Annotated in this window: 18 protein-coding genes and 1 pseudogene; 13 read left to right on the plus strand and 6 right to left on the minus strand. The window is 35.9% G+C overall.

Annotated elements, in window-relative coordinates; genetic code table 11:
- From L656_RS01000000121720 to L656_RS0100345, 5 genes and pseudogenes are all read left to right on the plus strand, one after another.
- Positions 1–180, plus strand: a pseudogene (locus tag L656_RS01000000121720) (hypothetical protein); the annotation flags it as partial.
- Positions 180–575, plus strand: coding sequence for a hypothetical protein (locus tag L656_RS1000000123335; protein WP_241763398.1), 396 nt, complete (start codon positions 180–182; stop codon positions 573–575). The pseudogene L656_RS01000000121720 and the gene L656_RS1000000123335, both read left to right, overlap by 1 nt.
- A complete protein-coding gene (locus L656_RS1000000123340; RefSeq protein WP_241763399.1) occupies positions 548–877 on the plus strand; it encodes an OmpA family protein in 330 nt (109 codons plus the stop codon). The genes L656_RS1000000123335 and L656_RS1000000123340 overlap by 28 nt, the downstream gene beginning before the upstream one ends.
- On the plus strand, positions 877–2013 hold the full coding sequence (locus tag L656_RS0100340; protein WP_024597743.1) for an HNH endonuclease: 1137 nt from the start codon (positions 877–879) through the stop codon (positions 2011–2013). Before L656_RS1000000123340 ends, L656_RS0100340 begins: the two co-directional genes overlap by 1 nt.
- Positions 2014–2042: 29 nt before the next feature.
- Positions 2043–2552: a hypothetical protein gene (locus L656_RS0100345; protein ID WP_024597744.1), complete on the plus strand. Its 510-nt coding sequence runs from the start codon at positions 2043–2045 to the stop codon at positions 2550–2552.
- 94 nt (positions 2553–2646) lie between these two features.
- Here the strand turns inward: L656_RS0100345 and L656_RS1000000122550 are convergent, their stop codons facing one another.
- Both L656_RS1000000122550 and L656_RS0100355 read right to left on the minus strand, forming a co-directional pair.
- On the minus strand, positions 2647–3615 hold the full coding sequence (locus L656_RS1000000122550) for an HNH endonuclease (protein WP_024597745.1): 969 nt from the start codon (positions 3613–3615) through the stop codon (positions 2647–2649).
- Between the two features lie 88 nt (positions 3616–3703).
- Positions 3704–4342, minus strand: coding sequence for a hypothetical protein (locus L656_RS0100355; protein ID WP_024597746.1), 639 nt, complete (start codon positions 4340–4342; stop codon positions 3704–3706).
- A gap of 236 nt (positions 4343–4578) precedes the next feature.
- Between L656_RS0100355 and L656_RS0100360 the strand changes: the two genes are divergently transcribed.
- The 5 genes from L656_RS0100360 to L656_RS1000000123575 all read left to right on the plus strand — a co-directional run bounded on the left by L656_RS0100360 (position 4579) and on the right by L656_RS1000000123575 (position 9697).
- Positions 4579–6600, plus strand: a complete 2022-nt coding sequence (locus L656_RS0100360; protein ID WP_024597747.1) for an AAA family ATPase — start codon at positions 4579–4581, stop codon at positions 6598–6600.
- 63 nt (positions 6601–6663) lie between these two features.
- Positions 6664–7539 carry an HNH endonuclease gene (locus tag L656_RS1000000122555; RefSeq protein ID WP_024597748.1) on the plus strand — a complete coding sequence of 292 codons (876 nt, stop codon included), beginning with the start codon at positions 6664–6666 and terminating at the stop codon, positions 7537–7539.
- A 15-nt stretch (positions 7540–7554) separates the two neighbouring features.
- Positions 7555–8562, plus strand: a complete 1008-nt coding sequence (locus L656_RS01000000121735; RefSeq protein WP_241763400.1) for a transcriptional factor — start codon at positions 7555–7557, stop codon at positions 8560–8562.
- Positions 8563–8604: 42 nt separating this feature from the next.
- Positions 8605–8949 carry a hypothetical protein gene (locus tag L656_RS1000000123345; protein ID WP_275041055.1) on the plus strand — a complete coding sequence of 115 codons (345 nt, stop codon included), beginning with the start codon at positions 8605–8607 and terminating at the stop codon, positions 8947–8949.
- Complete coding sequence (locus L656_RS1000000123575; RefSeq protein WP_275041056.1) at positions 8906–9697, plus strand: cell division protein FtsZ; 792 nt, start codon at positions 8906–8908, stop codon at positions 9695–9697. The genes L656_RS1000000123345 and L656_RS1000000123575 overlap by 44 nt, the downstream gene beginning before the upstream one ends.
- 42 nt (positions 9698–9739) lie before the next feature.
- Here the strand turns inward: L656_RS1000000123575 and L656_RS1000000123355 are convergent, their stop codons facing one another.
- The 4 genes from L656_RS1000000123355 to L656_RS01000000121750 all read right to left on the minus strand — a co-directional run bounded on the left by L656_RS1000000123355 (position 9740) and on the right by L656_RS01000000121750 (position 13088).
- Entirely contained in the window at positions 9740–10507 is a 768-nt protein-coding gene (locus tag L656_RS1000000123355; RefSeq protein WP_342626590.1) for a hypothetical protein, read from the minus strand.
- Between the two features lie 17 nt (positions 10508–10524).
- Entirely contained in the window at positions 10525–11292 is a 768-nt protein-coding gene (locus tag L656_RS1000000123360) for a hypothetical protein (RefSeq protein ID WP_241763401.1), read from the minus strand.
- Between the two features lie 123 nt (positions 11293–11415).
- Complete coding sequence (locus L656_RS1000000123365) at positions 11416–11931, minus strand: hypothetical protein (RefSeq protein WP_241763402.1); 516 nt, start codon at positions 11929–11931, stop codon at positions 11416–11418.
- 23 nt (positions 11932–11954) lie between these two features.
- The gene (locus tag L656_RS01000000121750; RefSeq protein ID WP_241763403.1) at positions 11955–13088 is read right to left on the minus strand and encodes a tyrosine-type recombinase/integrase; all 1134 of its coding nucleotides are present in this window, start codon (positions 13086–13088) and stop codon (positions 11955–11957) included.
- A 259-nt stretch (positions 13089–13347) separates the two neighbouring features.
- Between L656_RS01000000121750 and L656_RS0100390 the strand changes: the two genes are divergently transcribed.
- The 3 genes from L656_RS0100390 to L656_RS0100400 form a co-directional block, all read left to right on the plus strand.
- Positions 13348–13596, plus strand: a complete 249-nt coding sequence (locus L656_RS0100390) for a YfhL family 4Fe-4S dicluster ferredoxin (RefSeq protein WP_024597749.1) — start codon at positions 13348–13350, stop codon at positions 13594–13596.
- Between the two features lie 213 nt (positions 13597–13809).
- The gene (locus L656_RS0100395) at positions 13810–14523 is read left to right on the plus strand and encodes a metallophosphoesterase (RefSeq protein ID WP_024597750.1); all 714 of its coding nucleotides are present in this window, start codon (positions 13810–13812) and stop codon (positions 14521–14523) included.
- Between the two features lie 395 nt (positions 14524–14918).
- A partial coding sequence (locus tag L656_RS0100400; protein ID WP_024597751.1) for a TonB-dependent receptor occupies positions 14919–16218 on the plus strand: 1300 nt, incomplete at its 3' end.

The following is a 16218-nucleotide window of genomic DNA, read 5'->3' on the forward strand; positions in this document are numbered from 1 at the left end:
ATGACTGGCGAAGCCGTAGACTCACAACTAAAACTTATTGATACTGCGATGCAGCAAGAAATAAGCCGTGTAATGAACGAAATGGGTAAAGCACTTGCACAGGTAAGCGGTAAATTTGTTGATGATTACATTAAGCTAACTAAAGCTATGAATGAAGTTGTAAGTCAGCGAGTAATGTAATGGAAAAGATATTTGGCTCTCAAAACACCTCTCAAGATAGTGGTGACCATTGGTTAACAGTATCAGATTTGATGGCTGGTCTAATGGTTGTATTCTTGTTTATAGCTATTGTTTTTATGATGATAACTCAAAAAGAAAACGACAAGATTAAAGATGTTGCTGTTGCTTACCAACAAAATCAAGTTGCCATATATGAAGCGCTAGAAAGCGAATTTGAAAAAGACCTTGATAAGTGGGGAGCAACAATAGACAAAGAAACTTTAGCGTTTAACTTTCAATCTCCAGATGTTTTATTTGCTAATAATGAAACTCGATTAAGCAACGCATATAAAGAAATATTAAACGACTTTTCCCCCGTTATATCAACGTGCTTGCCCCGTTTAGAGACTCTTTAGATGAAATTCGTATTGAGGGCCATACTTCAAGTGTTGGTTTAAGAGGCTCTACAGAAGCGCAAGCATACTTTTATAATATGCGACTATCTCAGGGACGAACACGTTCTGTATTAGAGTATGGTTATGCACTTATGCCTAATGAATCTGATTGGATTAAAGCTAATATTGCTGCAGTTGGTTTTTCATCTTCACGTTTAATTAAAGAGAATGGTGTTGAAGATGCTGCAAGGTCAAGGCGGGTATCTTTTAGGGCTATTACTAATGCTGACATTCAAATAAAACGGATACTGGAGGCGCAGTAATGAAGCTAACAGTTGATTTTAGTGCGTTACATAGATCGGTAGCACCCTTAGGGCAAGTTGTTACAGACTTTTCTATTACCAGTGATGCTTCTGAACTCGAGAGCATTGGCAGTCATCTTAATCAAGGGATGATTTTAGGTAAAGATGTACAGTTAGATGAAATTGATGGGTCAAACGGTGTACTAAACTATGATGGCCATCAGGTTATGCTTTATATACCTGATCAAGGAGATGACATTGAAGCCGTGTTGTCTAATGGTAAATTAGGGCGACGTATCCATGTGGCAGAGTGTTCTACTCTTGAGTTGATGCGAGAAACTGGCCGGTTTAAACGCTATGATGTAATTAATCGCGTTGATGGCTTTTTTCCTGTATTTGGCTCAAGCTACAGAGGAGGCTCTAATACAGAGGGGGAAGCTGATTTAGGTGTATGTAAAAACTGCTTAAAAATTCTTAATTACAAGGGTTACTCTACTCAAAGTCCTCAAGTTAAAAATCAAGTATTTAATAGTTTTTCGTTTGAACAATTCTTCGAAGTTTATAGCTCCTACTTTAAAAGTTTGCCTGTTAACAGTAAGAAACACACAAGCGGTTATACGCCAGATTGGCCATCAATTTCGGCTAAGTTAAGAAGCGATTTAAATTACACATGTGAGCAATGCGGCATTGACCTTAAATCTGAAAAAAGGCTCTTACATACTCATCATATCAATGGGAATAAAGCAGAAAATGAACGAGATAATTTGAGAGTACTTTGTGCAGATTGCCATAAAAAGCAGCCACATCATGATCATATATATGTAAGCAACTCAGATATTCTTAAAATTAACCAGCTAAGACGAGAACAACATAAGTTTGACGTGTTTAATTACGATAATCTGCGAGAGTGTGCAGATACAGCATTAGATGGCCTTCTGCAAAAATGTGAGTCGACTAGATTACCAGGTGCTGAGCTAGGGATTGTTATTCAAGATAAAGAAACATTTGTTTCAATCGATCTTTGCTGGCCAAGGCGTAAAGTAGCGGTGCTTATTAATATGAGTAATTCTAATATATTAAGAAGACACGGCTGGACTGTATTTACTGCATTCGACGCCTTAAATAACTTTGAGAATTTTCAGCGTCAAATTAGATAAGAAATTTTAATTTTAAAGGATTAATTTATATGCATTCTAAAGCAAGCTTCGTTTTTTGGCTTACATTAGCACTTTATTTGATAACACTATTTACTGTTACTTATGTAGGGGTTTATCTAACCTATATAGCTCTACCACTTTTGGTCATTTCAGGCCTAATCATGAAGTGCACAAAACCAAAGGCTGAGGTACAGAAAGTTTATGATGATAGTAAATCTGCAGCTACTCAGGCGCTACTAGGCACAAGTAATTTTTTAGGTAGTGTTAATGAAGGTCTAAATGAATTTAATAGAAACTTAGAAATTAAAAATAAAGTACACGAGCTAGTCAGAGAGCGAACGAAGGCCTATAAAGCTAAGATACAATCGTTGAAAATAGAAAAAATACCCTTTGAAATGAAGTTAACCCATGCAGAGCTAGACTCAGAAAAACGCAATCTACAAGATGAAATAGAGCGTATTGATAGGGAAATAGAATTGAACAACAAGCATATAGAGCAGATTAAGATTGCCTGTGAATTAGAGGTTAAAGCTCCATAGTATACAATGTGCTAGATTCCCTAATTAACAGCCCTTAGCAACTGTAAAGGTATTAATTTATAGGTAGTTGCATAGGGCTGTTACATGAATAATTTTATTTACCAAGTGCTTTATCTAATTTTGACTTTGACAAAGTATTTCGAAAAGTCAGGTTTTGTTTTAGTTTGTCAAAGTTAATTGAGTTGTTTGTTTGCGCCAACTGTTTACCATTTAACTCGTAGTATAAGTCATAATCTTTAAGTTTATTACTTACCTTAACCACAAAATTATCATTAATTTTAATCAAATCATCATCAAAAAGCTTATGCAAATCAGAACGTAAAAGCAGGCCGTTCTCATTTTCAAAGTTACCTTTGTGGTTAGTATCAGCATGTGGAATTATATGAGCAGCTTGCAGTGATTCCGCAGGGCATTTACCTGACATAAAGCAAGTTTCACCGTAAATACTTAAAAGTTGTTTTCTAAACGGGCCTTGACCTACTCGAACATAAACAAGGCGAATCTTATCGTTTGTGTCTCTATCCTCAAGTGTTTCTATTTCTTGCAAAGCTATTGTATCAAGAGAAAGATAGCTATAAAAAATATCGGTTGGGTTTGTATTGTCAACAGTAATTAAGCGTGATTGCACTTTATCTGTATTTACAGCTTGCTTTATGAAACTAATAGCATGATCTGTATTTATATTATCTGTTAACTCTATCTGATGTTTAGACTCGCCATCTAATTCCATTTCTTCATGAACTACTTTTTTTACCTTGTCGTCTCCAGCAATGTAAAGAGCTGCTTTTTTATTTGTTATTTTTAAAGTGAAAACACCTGCGCCTTTATTCTTTTTACAAAGCTCTCCAGCTACAGGGTATTTATGTACACCAAACCTAAACCTCCCATTTACTAAACTCCATAAATCAAAGTCGCCAATTGATGCTTGGATTTGATAAATTACTTTTTTAAATTCGACTTCATTTATTATTATATCGTCGTTAAGACGGCTTCTGATGAGTAAGTATACATAATGCGCTACCTCATCGATGTCAAATCTAGTTCCTGCTTTTATGAGTATCATTTTATTACCTTCAAAATTGTGGACATTTGTAAAAATGTAAATGCTATAAATTGCGCCTTTAAGCTAATTATAAGCACCTAAAAAGACATTAAATCCAAATGTTAGTTAAGTTTTTTATATCCATCATATCGTTAATTTCGACAAGTATTAGATTAGGATTACTACTAAGATACCTGTTTTTCTTATAAAGTTTAGAGTTTTCTTCATTAATAGGAGTTAAGTTTATGTAGTGGAAGCTATCGAGACGTGCTAGTGCTTTATTTAATTCATTATTATTAACAGTAGTGTTTAGTATAACTGATAGGTGCTCATAAAGCGGTGTTGGATCTATATCTATCATTTGTCCGTCGGTTGAGTGAATGTATTCTCCAAGTTCACCGTAACTTTCAAGATCAAAGTCTTCTGAAGTACAAGGGTAAACAATCCCTTCACCGTTATCACGCCAATCGAGTAATTCAAATAAAGATAAAGCTACTTTTATGTCTAGTAGTTGCAAGTTTGGGTTGGTGATAACGTTTGGTGTGAAGAATTCATATCCTTCAGGAGCTTTATCAAAGGCGAATGCATTTTCTCCATTGTTGTTTTTAGTATGCATTTGTAAGAGAGGGCGATGAACATACTCTTCTCCTCGAGTAGCATACTCTTTTGATAAGCTATTGTTCTGGTGCTTATTTTTAATAAGTATAGGGTTTTCTGATGAGCCTGGGTTAAGATTATATTCATCCATGTTAAGTTTCCGATAATTGTATACGTAAAAATATCTTAAAAATACAAACAAAAGTATATATAAAACAGTATGTTGAGAATTTACATTGAATTTATTTTTAAGGTTGGATAATTGAACTTTAAAGCTGTTTAATTTCAATTATTTACGGTGACTTTGATTTTATGCTATTACGTGAACTCAAAGCTCTTTACCTAATTACTATGTACTTATTGATTATAAATAAATAGGTACATAGCATGAACCCAACTCCTCAATTAAAGCGTATAGTTGCGCACTTTACCACTGAATTATTAGAAGAATTCGACGTAGAAGAGCTTTGGCACGATAAGCTATTTAAAAAGGCTTTATGTAGCGTTTCTGGTTTTAACTATGCAAATTTACAAGGTTTAGATGTTGATGATTTAATTACGCGAATAGATCATTTAGCAATAAACACAATGCCTAAAACGTTACAAAATAATGTGCATATATTCTGTAAAGCGTTTGGACTACCAAAAGCGGTTACTCCTTTAGTTATTTTTTCGTGCTGTATGACGCTCAGTAAACCATTACGCGAACTTGTAGAATACTTACGTGACGATTACGCTGGCGTTATTTTAGAAAAAATAGCTTACGTTCTTGATATTGATGAAGCACTACTTAATAAGCAAATTAGTTTGGTTATTGAATCTGGCATGTATTCAATGGATATGGAGATATTTGCTGGAGAAGATGAGTTTTTAATTTTACCAAACTCAATTGCTAAAAGCCTGCTCGAGGGTAAGTTAAATAATGAAAGTGATATTCTATCTAGTTTAGTAACTCCTTGTGAAGCTTCTGAACTTAGCGCTGCTGATTTATCTCACTTAGATTTAAATACTTTGCTTAAAGCTACGCAAAATGCGACTAAGATGGGTGGGCAAGCATTGAGTATTTTATTTTATGGTGTGCCAGGTTCGGGCAAAACTTCATTGGCTAAATATATAGCGCAAGCCTGTGGTTCGCAGTTGCTTAAGGTACAAGCTAAAGGTAGTAACTTAATAAACCCAACAAACGAGATCGATAGCCGAAGCGCAAGCTCTGAGCTGCGTTTAGAGCACTTTAATGTGGTGAGTAAGTTGGTAGGCAAGCGTAAAAAAACAATGCTGTTACTGGATGAATGTGAAAATATTTTTGAGCGTGATTTATTCTCTAAAAGTTTCTCTAAAGAGCTACTTCATACTTATATTGAAAATCACCCTGTGGTGAGTATTTGGATCACTAATCATTTAGAGGATATACCACAGAGCATTATTAGGCGATTTAATATTGTTTACGAAATTCCTGAGCTAAACAAAACGACTAAGGAAAAAATGATCGGCAAATATGTTAAAGGCTTGAGTGTTGGTAACCGTTTTATTAGTAAATTAGCTGCTCAACAAAACTTGCTGCCAGCTCATATTGCTAAAGCGGTACATGTAGCAAAACTATGTGGATTTAAGGCTCAAGGAGCACGTGAATGTATTGAAGAGAATATTCAAGACACTTTAATTGCATGCGGTTTTTCAATACATGAATTAACTTATCAAGCAGTGCAAAAGTTTAATCCTCAAATGGTGAATATAGAGTCTGAGTATGCATCACTCGAGCAGGTGGAAGAGGCTGTAATCGAATATTCAAGTTCACGAACCCTGCTAACTGGCCCGTCAGGTACAGGAAAAACAGCCTTTGTGAATTATTTATGCGAAAAGGCTGATTTTAAACTTATTTCGGTCAAAGCATCTGACTTACTAAGCAAATGGGTTGGCGAAAATGAACAAAACATTGCTCAACTATTTAAACAAGCTACACAAGAAGGAAGTGCAATATTTATTGATGAAGCTGATAGCTTGTTGTGTAGTCGTGAACAAGCGACGGCAAATTGGGAAGTGCAAACAGTTAATGAATTATTATGCCAGATGGAGCAATTTCAACTCCCACTTTTTGCTGCGACTAACTTTGCTAAAAATTTAGATAAAGCGGTAATGAGACGATTTGATTTTAAATTAGATTTGACCTACTTGACTCCGGTACAGGCTAAGCAATTATTTAAAGATACATTAGGCCCTGGAGTGTTAAAAAAGAACTTAATACATGAATTAAATAAACTTTCGAAGCTAACGCCTGGTGAATTTGCAATTGTAAAAAGGCAAATGAGGTTTTCGAAAAAACGAATGACTCAAGAGCGAATGTTATCAATCTTACAAGAACAAAACGATTTAAAAGAAGGTGGGAAGCAAAAAATCGGATTTGTTTTGTAGTTTTAAAATTAGCTATTTATAAAAAATTTAATTTTGTTAAATTTATTAAGAGAGATTAATGTTATGGGTAAAAAAAGAACACCGGATTTATCAGGAAAAGAAAACACTAAAAAATGGTTACAGGATAACCCTAAAGTTTTTCTACTAGTAAAAGAAATACTGGAGTTTTGTGAGCCGTACCGTAATCCTGACTTTGAATATGGCTGGTATAATAATAATATTTTTAAATTTGGTAGGGATTCTGTTGGACCAAGATTGGGGATTAGTTGTAATTTGAAAGAATGTGTAGTAGTTGCTACTCTCTTAAATAAACAGAACATACCCGATAAGTTAGGTTTTGAACAATGCCAAAGAAAGCCAGAACTTAGTCGGCTGACTCTGAAATTTAAAGTTGGTGTTGATAATAAAAACAATTATAGACGTTTGATGGAAGTGATTGCTACAAACTTATTAACTCCTTTATCTTGTAATAGCGAGGTTAATTTTTCTAAAGAATCAAAAATCTTATTGACTAGCTTCATCAATAAAATAGCTCAAGCTAAGGGGTTTAGCAAAACAGAAAAAGATTCGCTTATAAAAGCAAGAATAGGGCAAGGGAGATATAGAGCAGCTTTAGATGATATTTGGAAAGGCTGTGCACTAACAGGTATAAAATGTAGAGATTTACTTCGAGCTTCACATATCAAAGCTTGGCGCGATGCTGAAGATAGTGAAAGGACAGACCCGTTCAACGGTTTGTTGCTTTCAGCACATTTAGATGCACTATTTGATAGAGGTTTGATTAGCTTTGATTCAGAAGGTTTTATCATGATAGCTGACTCTATAAGTGAATCAGATTTAAATAAGTTATCGATTGATAAAAGTATGCAACTAAATATTCCCCAAGAAACACACGAATATATGAAGTACCACCGAGAGAAGTATAATTTTGAATGTTGATATAAAAGTTTGTCAATGAATTCACATCGTCATTTATCTATTTTAGAGCTTGTGCCCAAAGCGCCAAGTTCTATCTCAATCCAGCTGCTACAGCAAAAACTGCTTGAACGAAGCTTTGATATTTCAACCCGCATGCTCCAGCGTGATCTTCAATCACTATATGATCAAGGCTGTTTTGGGCTTGAAAAAGATATGCGTAGTAAGCCCTATGGCTGGTCTATCAATGCGCAGTGGCGAGGTGGTAATACAAAAGTAATGAGCAGTGAAATGGCTGAACACTATTTGCTGTTGGAGCAGTTATTACCGCAATCAGTCCCGAGTGACGTTAAGCAGTCAGTGCATATTAAAGCAGAGCAGGCTCTTAAACGTTTTAATGGCCATGTACCTGACTGGCTTTCAATCCTTCCAAAGTCGTCGTTAAAAGTGAATATTGATAATCAGCTAGTTGAGCAAATTGAGCATGTGATTAAGCATAAGCGTGCAGTGAGCGCTGAGCTTTATAGAGTACTTTACGATGAGGCACATTGGTTAAAGTTTGCTGAGTTGAGTTTTTATAACATAGTTGAGCAAGGCGGTGTGTTAATGGCGCAGTTTATGGTGGGGACGCTTCACGATAAGTGTTACCAGATGCCGGTTTACCGCATTCGTAATGTACACATTTTGCAAAAGACACGACGTGAGCCAAGTGCCGAGCAATTAAAATCGTTACGTAGTGCTATTAACAAAGGCATGTCGCAAGAAACTATCGAATTAGTAATAAAAGTACCTACCCATTCGGCTGTTAATCAAGAGTTTATTGAGCTTGGCGAGCTGACTGATAAGCAATATATTGACGATAAAAACGTATTACTTACCTACCAGACTATTGATACCGAGCAATTAACCGCGATGAGTTATTTAAATGTGCTCATTGGCTGGAAGTTATTAAACCTGAAAAGCTGCGGCAAAGAATTATTTCTAAGCTTAAAGCGGCCGCTAACATCTATAAATAACTCCAACTTGTTTAGGTGCGTCAAAATTTGACGCACCTGTTTGCTATGCTCCTTTTAAAGTTAAGGAGTAGTTATGTTTCAATTAATTCAACAAAATGATGGTTTATCGATTGGTGTATTTGGTATTGGTGGGTGTGGCTGTAATACCCTTAACAGTATTTTTGAGCAACGCGAGTCTGATCAGGCATTTTTGTACAGTGTTAATACCGACAAAGTAGTGCTTGAGCATACGCAGAGTGATGAAGCGGTACTAATAGGTGCTGAGCTAACTCATGGATATGGCGCTGGGGCCGATCCTAAAGTTGGACTGCAAGCGGCAAAAGAGAGTAAAGAGCAGCTTTTAACGCTCATTAATGGCTGCGATATAATACTGTGTGCAACAAACAGGGTTGGGTGGCGGTACTGGGACTGGCGCTAGCCCTTACATTGCACAACTTGCTAGTGAGCAAGGTAAACCCATTATATTTGTTGCTACATTACCATTTAGTAGTGAAGGGCAGTTTAGAAATAATATTGCGCAAGCAGGTTTAAATGAGCTTAAAGAGCATGCTAATGCTGTTATTACTCTCCCAAACGATCAACTTATTGAAGTGCTAGGTAATGATATTGGTTTATTTGACGCCTTTAAGCATAGCAACCAAATACTTCATTCACTGATAAAATCATTAATAGACATGCTTTGTTTTCAAGGTTTGATCAACGTTGATTTGAATGATTTTGCCAAAATTATGGACTGCCAGGGCGATGCGGTACTGGGTGTTGGTAAATGCGATGAAGAAAGTGAGCTCACTACTGCACTAGATGCGGCGCTAAACAACCCGCTAGTTAATCAAGTGGATATGTCATCAAGTACGGGGGTGATAATACAAGTAAACTGCAAAGATGAAATTTCTTTAGGAAGTTATAATTTAATTACAGATACTGTGCGCCAGCAGGTAAGTCCTAATGCTTTGGTTATTTGTGGTGTCTCGAAAATAGAAAGCCTAACGATTAACTATGAGCTGCTAGTAATTGCTACGGGCGCGAGTTCAAAAATGATACTTGATGACACTACAAATGAGTCAAGCTCTAAAGTAGTCGCCACTAAGCCAAAAGCATCTGATATTTTTGATATCCCTGCTTTTATAAGAAATCAATCTGCACCACCTAGTAAAAGCTCTTTATAGGTTTTGTAAGCAAATAAAAAGTTGTATTGCAATATGTAAGCGCTACTCTAATATTTGCAAAGGGCGGCTCTTTTTAAGCTTTTGGGTTTGCTGAACTATATTACCCCAGATAGTGGAATAAGCACTTATTGTGCTTTTGACTTTGGCGATGAAATTATTTGAATAATCTAATTTTAAAAATGATTTTTTAGTCGTTTTGTTTTTTAACTTAGCCTGTATTTTTACTTCTTTAAGTATTTCCTTCTCAAATAGGGAAAAGTTTTTATAAAGTGCTTTAATATCAGTGTTATATAATATATTGGAGTGGTCATAATGTTTACTCATTGGATCATGTTCTGAAACAGAGTGATGTAACATTTTTTTAGATTCAATTTCAGCAATTGTTGATGACCCAATTTTTTTAGTTAGCACTTCTTTCATGTGCGATTTTAAGAAGCTGCGAAGTAGTGTTGGATATGCTCCGGCAGAGCCTTTTATATTTATGTTATCTCGCGAGGCCACGACCATGTCTTTTGGCGCATGATACTTAAGTGCTCGGTTTAAACTCTCTTTACTAATGGGTTTTGAGTTGTCTTTAACCTTGCAAAATAAGTAGGTGCGGTTTATGTCTGGGTTTAATTTTAACTCTTGCTTTATTGCTTTTTTCATCTCGGGTGTGAGTTGTATTTTAAACTCTTTTTGGTTTTTCATAGCACCGCGAGTGGTATGGGTTGTTTCAGGAAACGTTAAAAATTTAGGATTATTTAAATCATCTATATACGATAGACGTAGGTTGCAAATATTTATGGGTCTTAGCCCTGTAAACATCATCAACAGAACAGCATTTATTAATGTATTATTTTTAGGTTTATGTATAGCTGAGAAATTAGAGATATTTCAGTATATGCCTTACAAGGAATAGGCTTCGCCGTTCTAGAAGATATATAATTATTGTCTACCTCTAGGAATGGATTAGTGCCGTTATTATATTTATTTTTTGCGAACACCCACAGTTTTTTCATCTGCTCGAATAGCCTAGCCACATGCGGACCACTTTTTTCTGTTAGTAGTTGGTCAAGCGTGGTTTCAATTATCTCAGGCGTAATAGTCTGAAATAACGTATTTTTACCAAATGCATTTTGAATTGCATTAAGGTAAGAGGTATATGTGGTTACTGTGGTGTCAGCTAACTTGCTAGGGCTATGTTTATTAATTGCCTGTAAGTTTTCTATTTGTTTACTCACTACAAATTCGAATGTGTAATTAGAGGTGTTCTTTTTGTATATTTCGGCCGCTTTTAATTTCGCTGCTGAAAAACTCATATCATTAGAATCACCAAGCTTAATATTTTTTATGCCATGTTCTTTTTTAAAATGAGTAAAAAATTTAATAATGCCATCATGCTGGAATACAATTCTTATTTGATCTTTAAGCTGATACTTTGAAAGTCTTCTTCCTTTTTCTTGCGCCAATATAATAGTCGCAAGACTGGCTAGCTCTTCCATTGACTCGTCATTGTACGGTGGCTTAAATGCATTAAATTCAGCCATGCAAAGGTCACGACTTTTAATCGTGACCTCACATGGTTTTACTGAATTTAATACTGATGTTGCCATTAATACATAAGCCTTAAAAAAGTTAAAATCATCAAATAACTGATGAGGTAGCGCTCTAATAAGGCAATGGTATGAAATTAATTTTTTTTACAAAAACTTTGGTAAGTCGAAATTAAACTTTTTTTAATTATTTTTTGCTTTGGCTTCTTGGTCATTTAAATATCTCTCAACAACAGCTCTTCCTTCTTCTGTTAAGATCAAATCTTTTGTTACTCTGCCCGTATCACCAAGTGGCTGATTAATGAAGTTTACATAACCGCGCTTGTAAACTAGATGTGCTTTAATCCTATCTCTCAGTGCTTTCTTTTGGCTGTTTTCTTCTAGATTGCTAGCCTGTTTACTCTGCATTCCTGTAAGTCTTAGCTTCTGATTTTCAAGCTCTTTAGCTCTTTTTAAAATACTAGCTTCATGAAGTTTAAAAACATTAAATTTCAACTTTGTTGAAGTGCCAAATAGCTCTTCAGATTTATCATAATTTAAGCCGTTTGGATCGTCTTCTTTTCTAAGGTGATGAAGTGCGAGTCTTGTGAGTTCCTCTGCGTGTTTAAAATGATAGCCGTTGGCAACCATAATCGCTTTTGTATTGGATTTAAAAAAGCTTCGGCACATTGTGCAAAATGCGCCAGCAGAGCCTTTCATTACAATGTTTCTTTGGTCTCCTTTTACTGCATCAACAGGTGAGTAATCTTGATGATTTTGTCCAGCGACCTTTTAGCAAATGGTTTGTTAAGATCGCGAGGCTGAAGAAATATGTGATCAGGGTTACAGTTAGGGAGTGCATTTTCCATCCAGTCTCTCTGCTCTAAAATAATGGCGCGCATGGCTTTGGTTAAGGGCAATTTATATTCTTTTTGGTTTTTCATTTCTCCACGAACTCCGACAACAGATGCCGGAAAGGTAATTAATGTTGGGAAGTCGATACTATTGAGCCACTCCCACTTCATTTGTGGAATATTAATAGGGCGTATACCTGTCAAAATCATGAATCGAGCTGCATTTTTTTGATGTACATTTGGTGCAGACGCGAGGTTTATCCACAATTCAGCTATTGAATCTAAGTCAGTATAAACTTGGCAAGGACGAGGGCTTTCTACACGGTCAGATACGTAAAAGTCATCGATATCAGCTGCTGGGTTTTTACCTGAGTTAAATTTGTTCTTAGCAAATCGCCATACTCTTCTAATCTGTGCAAAAAGCTCGATTGCCTGGTTATTGGACTCTGTCTGGATAATTAAATCTACAATCTTTTCTAACTCTTCAGCTGTAAGAGATTGGAACGCACGCTTAAGTGGGAAATGATGCCTGAGCTTTTTTATTCTGCATTGATATGTTCTGAGCGATGAAGCTGCAAATTTGGTAGGTGCAGTGTTATGGCGCTCTATTAAGCTTTGTTCATAAGCATCAAACACAGTTTTAATATTATGATTATTTAAAACGCCATACTTCATTTGCTCAGTAAGCTTTCGTGCTTTTGCTATTGTTAATTCAGGTGCTTCACCTAATTTGGTATTAGCTATGCCAGATGATTTAGGGAAGTTAGAGTAGAAAATAGCAGCGCCAGACTTGGTGAAAATTAGTCGAATATGGTGTTGCGCTTCGTATTTCGATAACCTTTTAGTCCTACTAGGTTTAAAGCCTTGTTTATAAGTGCTTTTTTCTTCAAAAAATATGATGTGTTGAGCCAGCGTAGCACACCGATTTATGTGCTGCATAGAAAATGGCGGTTTGAGCTGGTTCCATTCTAGTTTTGCTTTCGTATATTGAGCTTTGTTAAGCGTTGATAAAGAGTACTTCACTTTGTTATAACCTATATAAATAAAGGCCTCGCGGCGATTTTTATTGATTGAGATCAACAAAGCAACAGAGAAAAATAGGCATAATTCGCGGCTGTAATTTACACCTAAAAATAAAATGGTGTGTTACGAATGTGTGCTACGATTAAATAAAAAATAAAGGTTTTTTATTGAACTACACTTGTATGAAAAGTAGTCAAAAAACATTTCATTTAAATCTATGTTTATGTTTTATAATGATTTTAATTGAAGGGGCTTAAAAGTGGCTTTACTCATAAATAGTAAATGCATTAACTGCGATATGTGCGACCCTGAATGCCCTAATGAGGCTATTTATATGGGCGCTAAAATATACCAAATAGATGCTAGTAAATGTACTGAGTGTGTAGGGCATTATGATAAACCGACCTGTGTTAATGTTTGCCCTATTGACTGTATAAAGCCCGATCCTAATAAGCGTGAAACCTTGGACGAACTGGCAGAGAAATTTGTGTGTTTAACCGGCAAATAGCTGGTCAGGTATTTTGCTAAGCCGCTTTTTACTATTGGCTAAAAACTATCTACATTACTTATTTAGCTTGTAGCTAAAGTCCGCTGTCATACATTTTTAGTTTCAATCAAATTTTATTACCTTCATTAATTATCAATAATATTGTGTTACCTTAAGACTTTATAAACTCAAGTATTAATCTAAGTTTTAGATTGCATTCTATAGGAGTCTATTTTGGATATAGGTATTAACGCTATTCAGGCTGTATCTTCAAAACAAGCCATATTTATTAATGATGAGCGCCGAGTATTTGTAATTGGCGATCTTGATGGTGATTTACAGGCCTTAAAAAACGCACTTAATAACGTAAGTTTTAACCCTGAGAGAGATACTTTGTTTTGCCTAGGCGATTTTGTTGATCGCGGGGATAAAACATATGACTTATTTACATACTTACAAGCCATTAGGGCATGTATGATATTAGGTAATCATGAGCATTTAATGTTGGAATCATTATTAAGTAATGATGAAGCGGCTTTTAAATTATGGACTGACAATGGTGGCAATTGGCACAAGTTGGTATCGAGCGAAAAGCTCGATGTTATGTGTGATGAGCTACTAACTAAGCCTCTTTCGATAGTACTTGAGTATTGTGGTTATAAAATTGGGCTGTCTCATACATTTGCGCAATCGTGGGATTGGGAAAATTACCCTGATGATAAATCGATGATTGTGCAATCTCTATTGTGGGATCGCGAAGTAGTTAAACAAAATAAGGTAGTTAAAAGTCATGGAGTCGACTTTTCAATACATGGACATAACTCAACTAAAGCACCTTTTTGGGTGGACAATAGTTACCATATAGATACCAATTATCTAGGAGGAAAGCCTACACTCTCAGAACTTTCAGAGGTTATTGCTTCGCTTAATAAATCCAACGCTATTTAGCATTGTTACTTTTCAAATATCATCCGGCAGTTTTTCTTTTTAAAGTATAAACTGCCGACTATCACATCAAATTACCCCCTTCGTTTTTGTATACACTTAATGATGATTTGTGCGCTGTAGTTATTTCATTAAGCTATTAAATACCACAAAGCCGCTCTTAGTTTTTTAATTGAGAGCTGCTTTAATGTGTGGGCTGGATTTTAACTTTCATTTAATAGGTATTAATACAGTTATATGAGAGGTTGATTTAATTTAATATTTTTTATTAACAAACGGTTAAGTTTGGCTGTGTAGAATTTGGAAAGATTTTTGCCATTTCGTAAATAATTTACGTAAAAGGATTAACTTCTCGCTTTAGTTTTATATAAGCAGATTTAAATGGAACAGCTCCTCACATGATAGTAGCAAGTATATACCCTTTTCCTTTTTCAACGTTTTGTAAGTCATCACTTTATATATCAATATTTTCTGCTTTGAGTTCTACGTGTGCTTTTGCAGCGCAAGAAAACTCGCAGCACACAAAAGATATAGAAGTAATAGAAGTACGTGGTATCCGTTCAAGTATGGCAGAAAATTTAGATGTAAAACGTATGTCTGGCTCTGTTGTTGATGCAATTACCGCTGAAGATATTGGAAAATTCCCTGATAAAAACGTTGCAGATTCGCTTCAGCGTGTACCCGGTGTGGTAATTGAGCGTGACGGCGGGGAAGATTCATCAGTTAGTATTCGTGGTTTATCGTCAGAACTTACTTTTAGACAGCTTAATGGTAATTTTATTGCGTCTTCTCCAGGGGAGCCTTCGCGTTCGTTTGATTATGCTTTGTTACCGTCTTCAATGATTGAAAGTGTTGAGGTTTATAAATCGCCAGAGGCACGTTTAGATGAAGGTGGGGTTGGTGGCACTGTATTAATGCACAGCCGAAAACCTTTAAATATGGATGTAAACTCAGGTGTATTTAATGTAGAGAGTACTTACGCTGATGTTACAAAAGAGTATGAGCCGCAGTTTACGGGTTTATATTCATGGAAAAATGACGACGAAAACGTTGGTATATTAGTTGGCTATACATATCAGGAGCGAACAAACAGAACGCTTTCGGGCGGTACTGATGCCAATGTGTGGCGCTATACTGGCACTGGGCAACCTACAGATATAAACGGTAACGCAGTTGATAACAATAATGGTTGGGATGTTATTAATGATGCAGGCGGTAATAGTTACGATGGTGTTTGGTTTCCGCAAGTTGTGCGAGGTTCAGTTCTTAACGAAAAACGTGAGCGCGAAGGAATTCAATTTAGTACGCAATGGCGACCAACAAATCGTTTAGAGCTTGGATTTAATTACTTTGGCTTTACACTCGGTCAAGACAGAACAGAATCTGTGATTGATATACCTGAGTGGTCTTTAAATTCTGATTTTTTAACTGGTGTAAATCTTGATGGGTCGGGGAGTATTGTTACTGGTATACAATACGATGTGATGGCAAGCGGTATTGAAAGTGATATGCAGTTTCCGTGGATGCGCGGCAGTTATGTACGTGAAGAATCCACCTCCGATACCTTTGATTTTAATTTAACTTATGAAGGTGATAATTTTAAAGCGCGCTTTGTTGTGGGTAATACAAAATCAGAAGGGGGGCCGGAAGAAAGCTGGGAAGCCGCATATAAAAGCTCAAACGCGGGTGAAAACGCAG

The organism is Pseudoalteromonas sp. TAE56 (genome assembly GCF_000497955.1).
Lineage (GTDB): Bacteria > Pseudomonadota > Gammaproteobacteria > Enterobacterales > Alteromonadaceae > Pseudoalteromonas.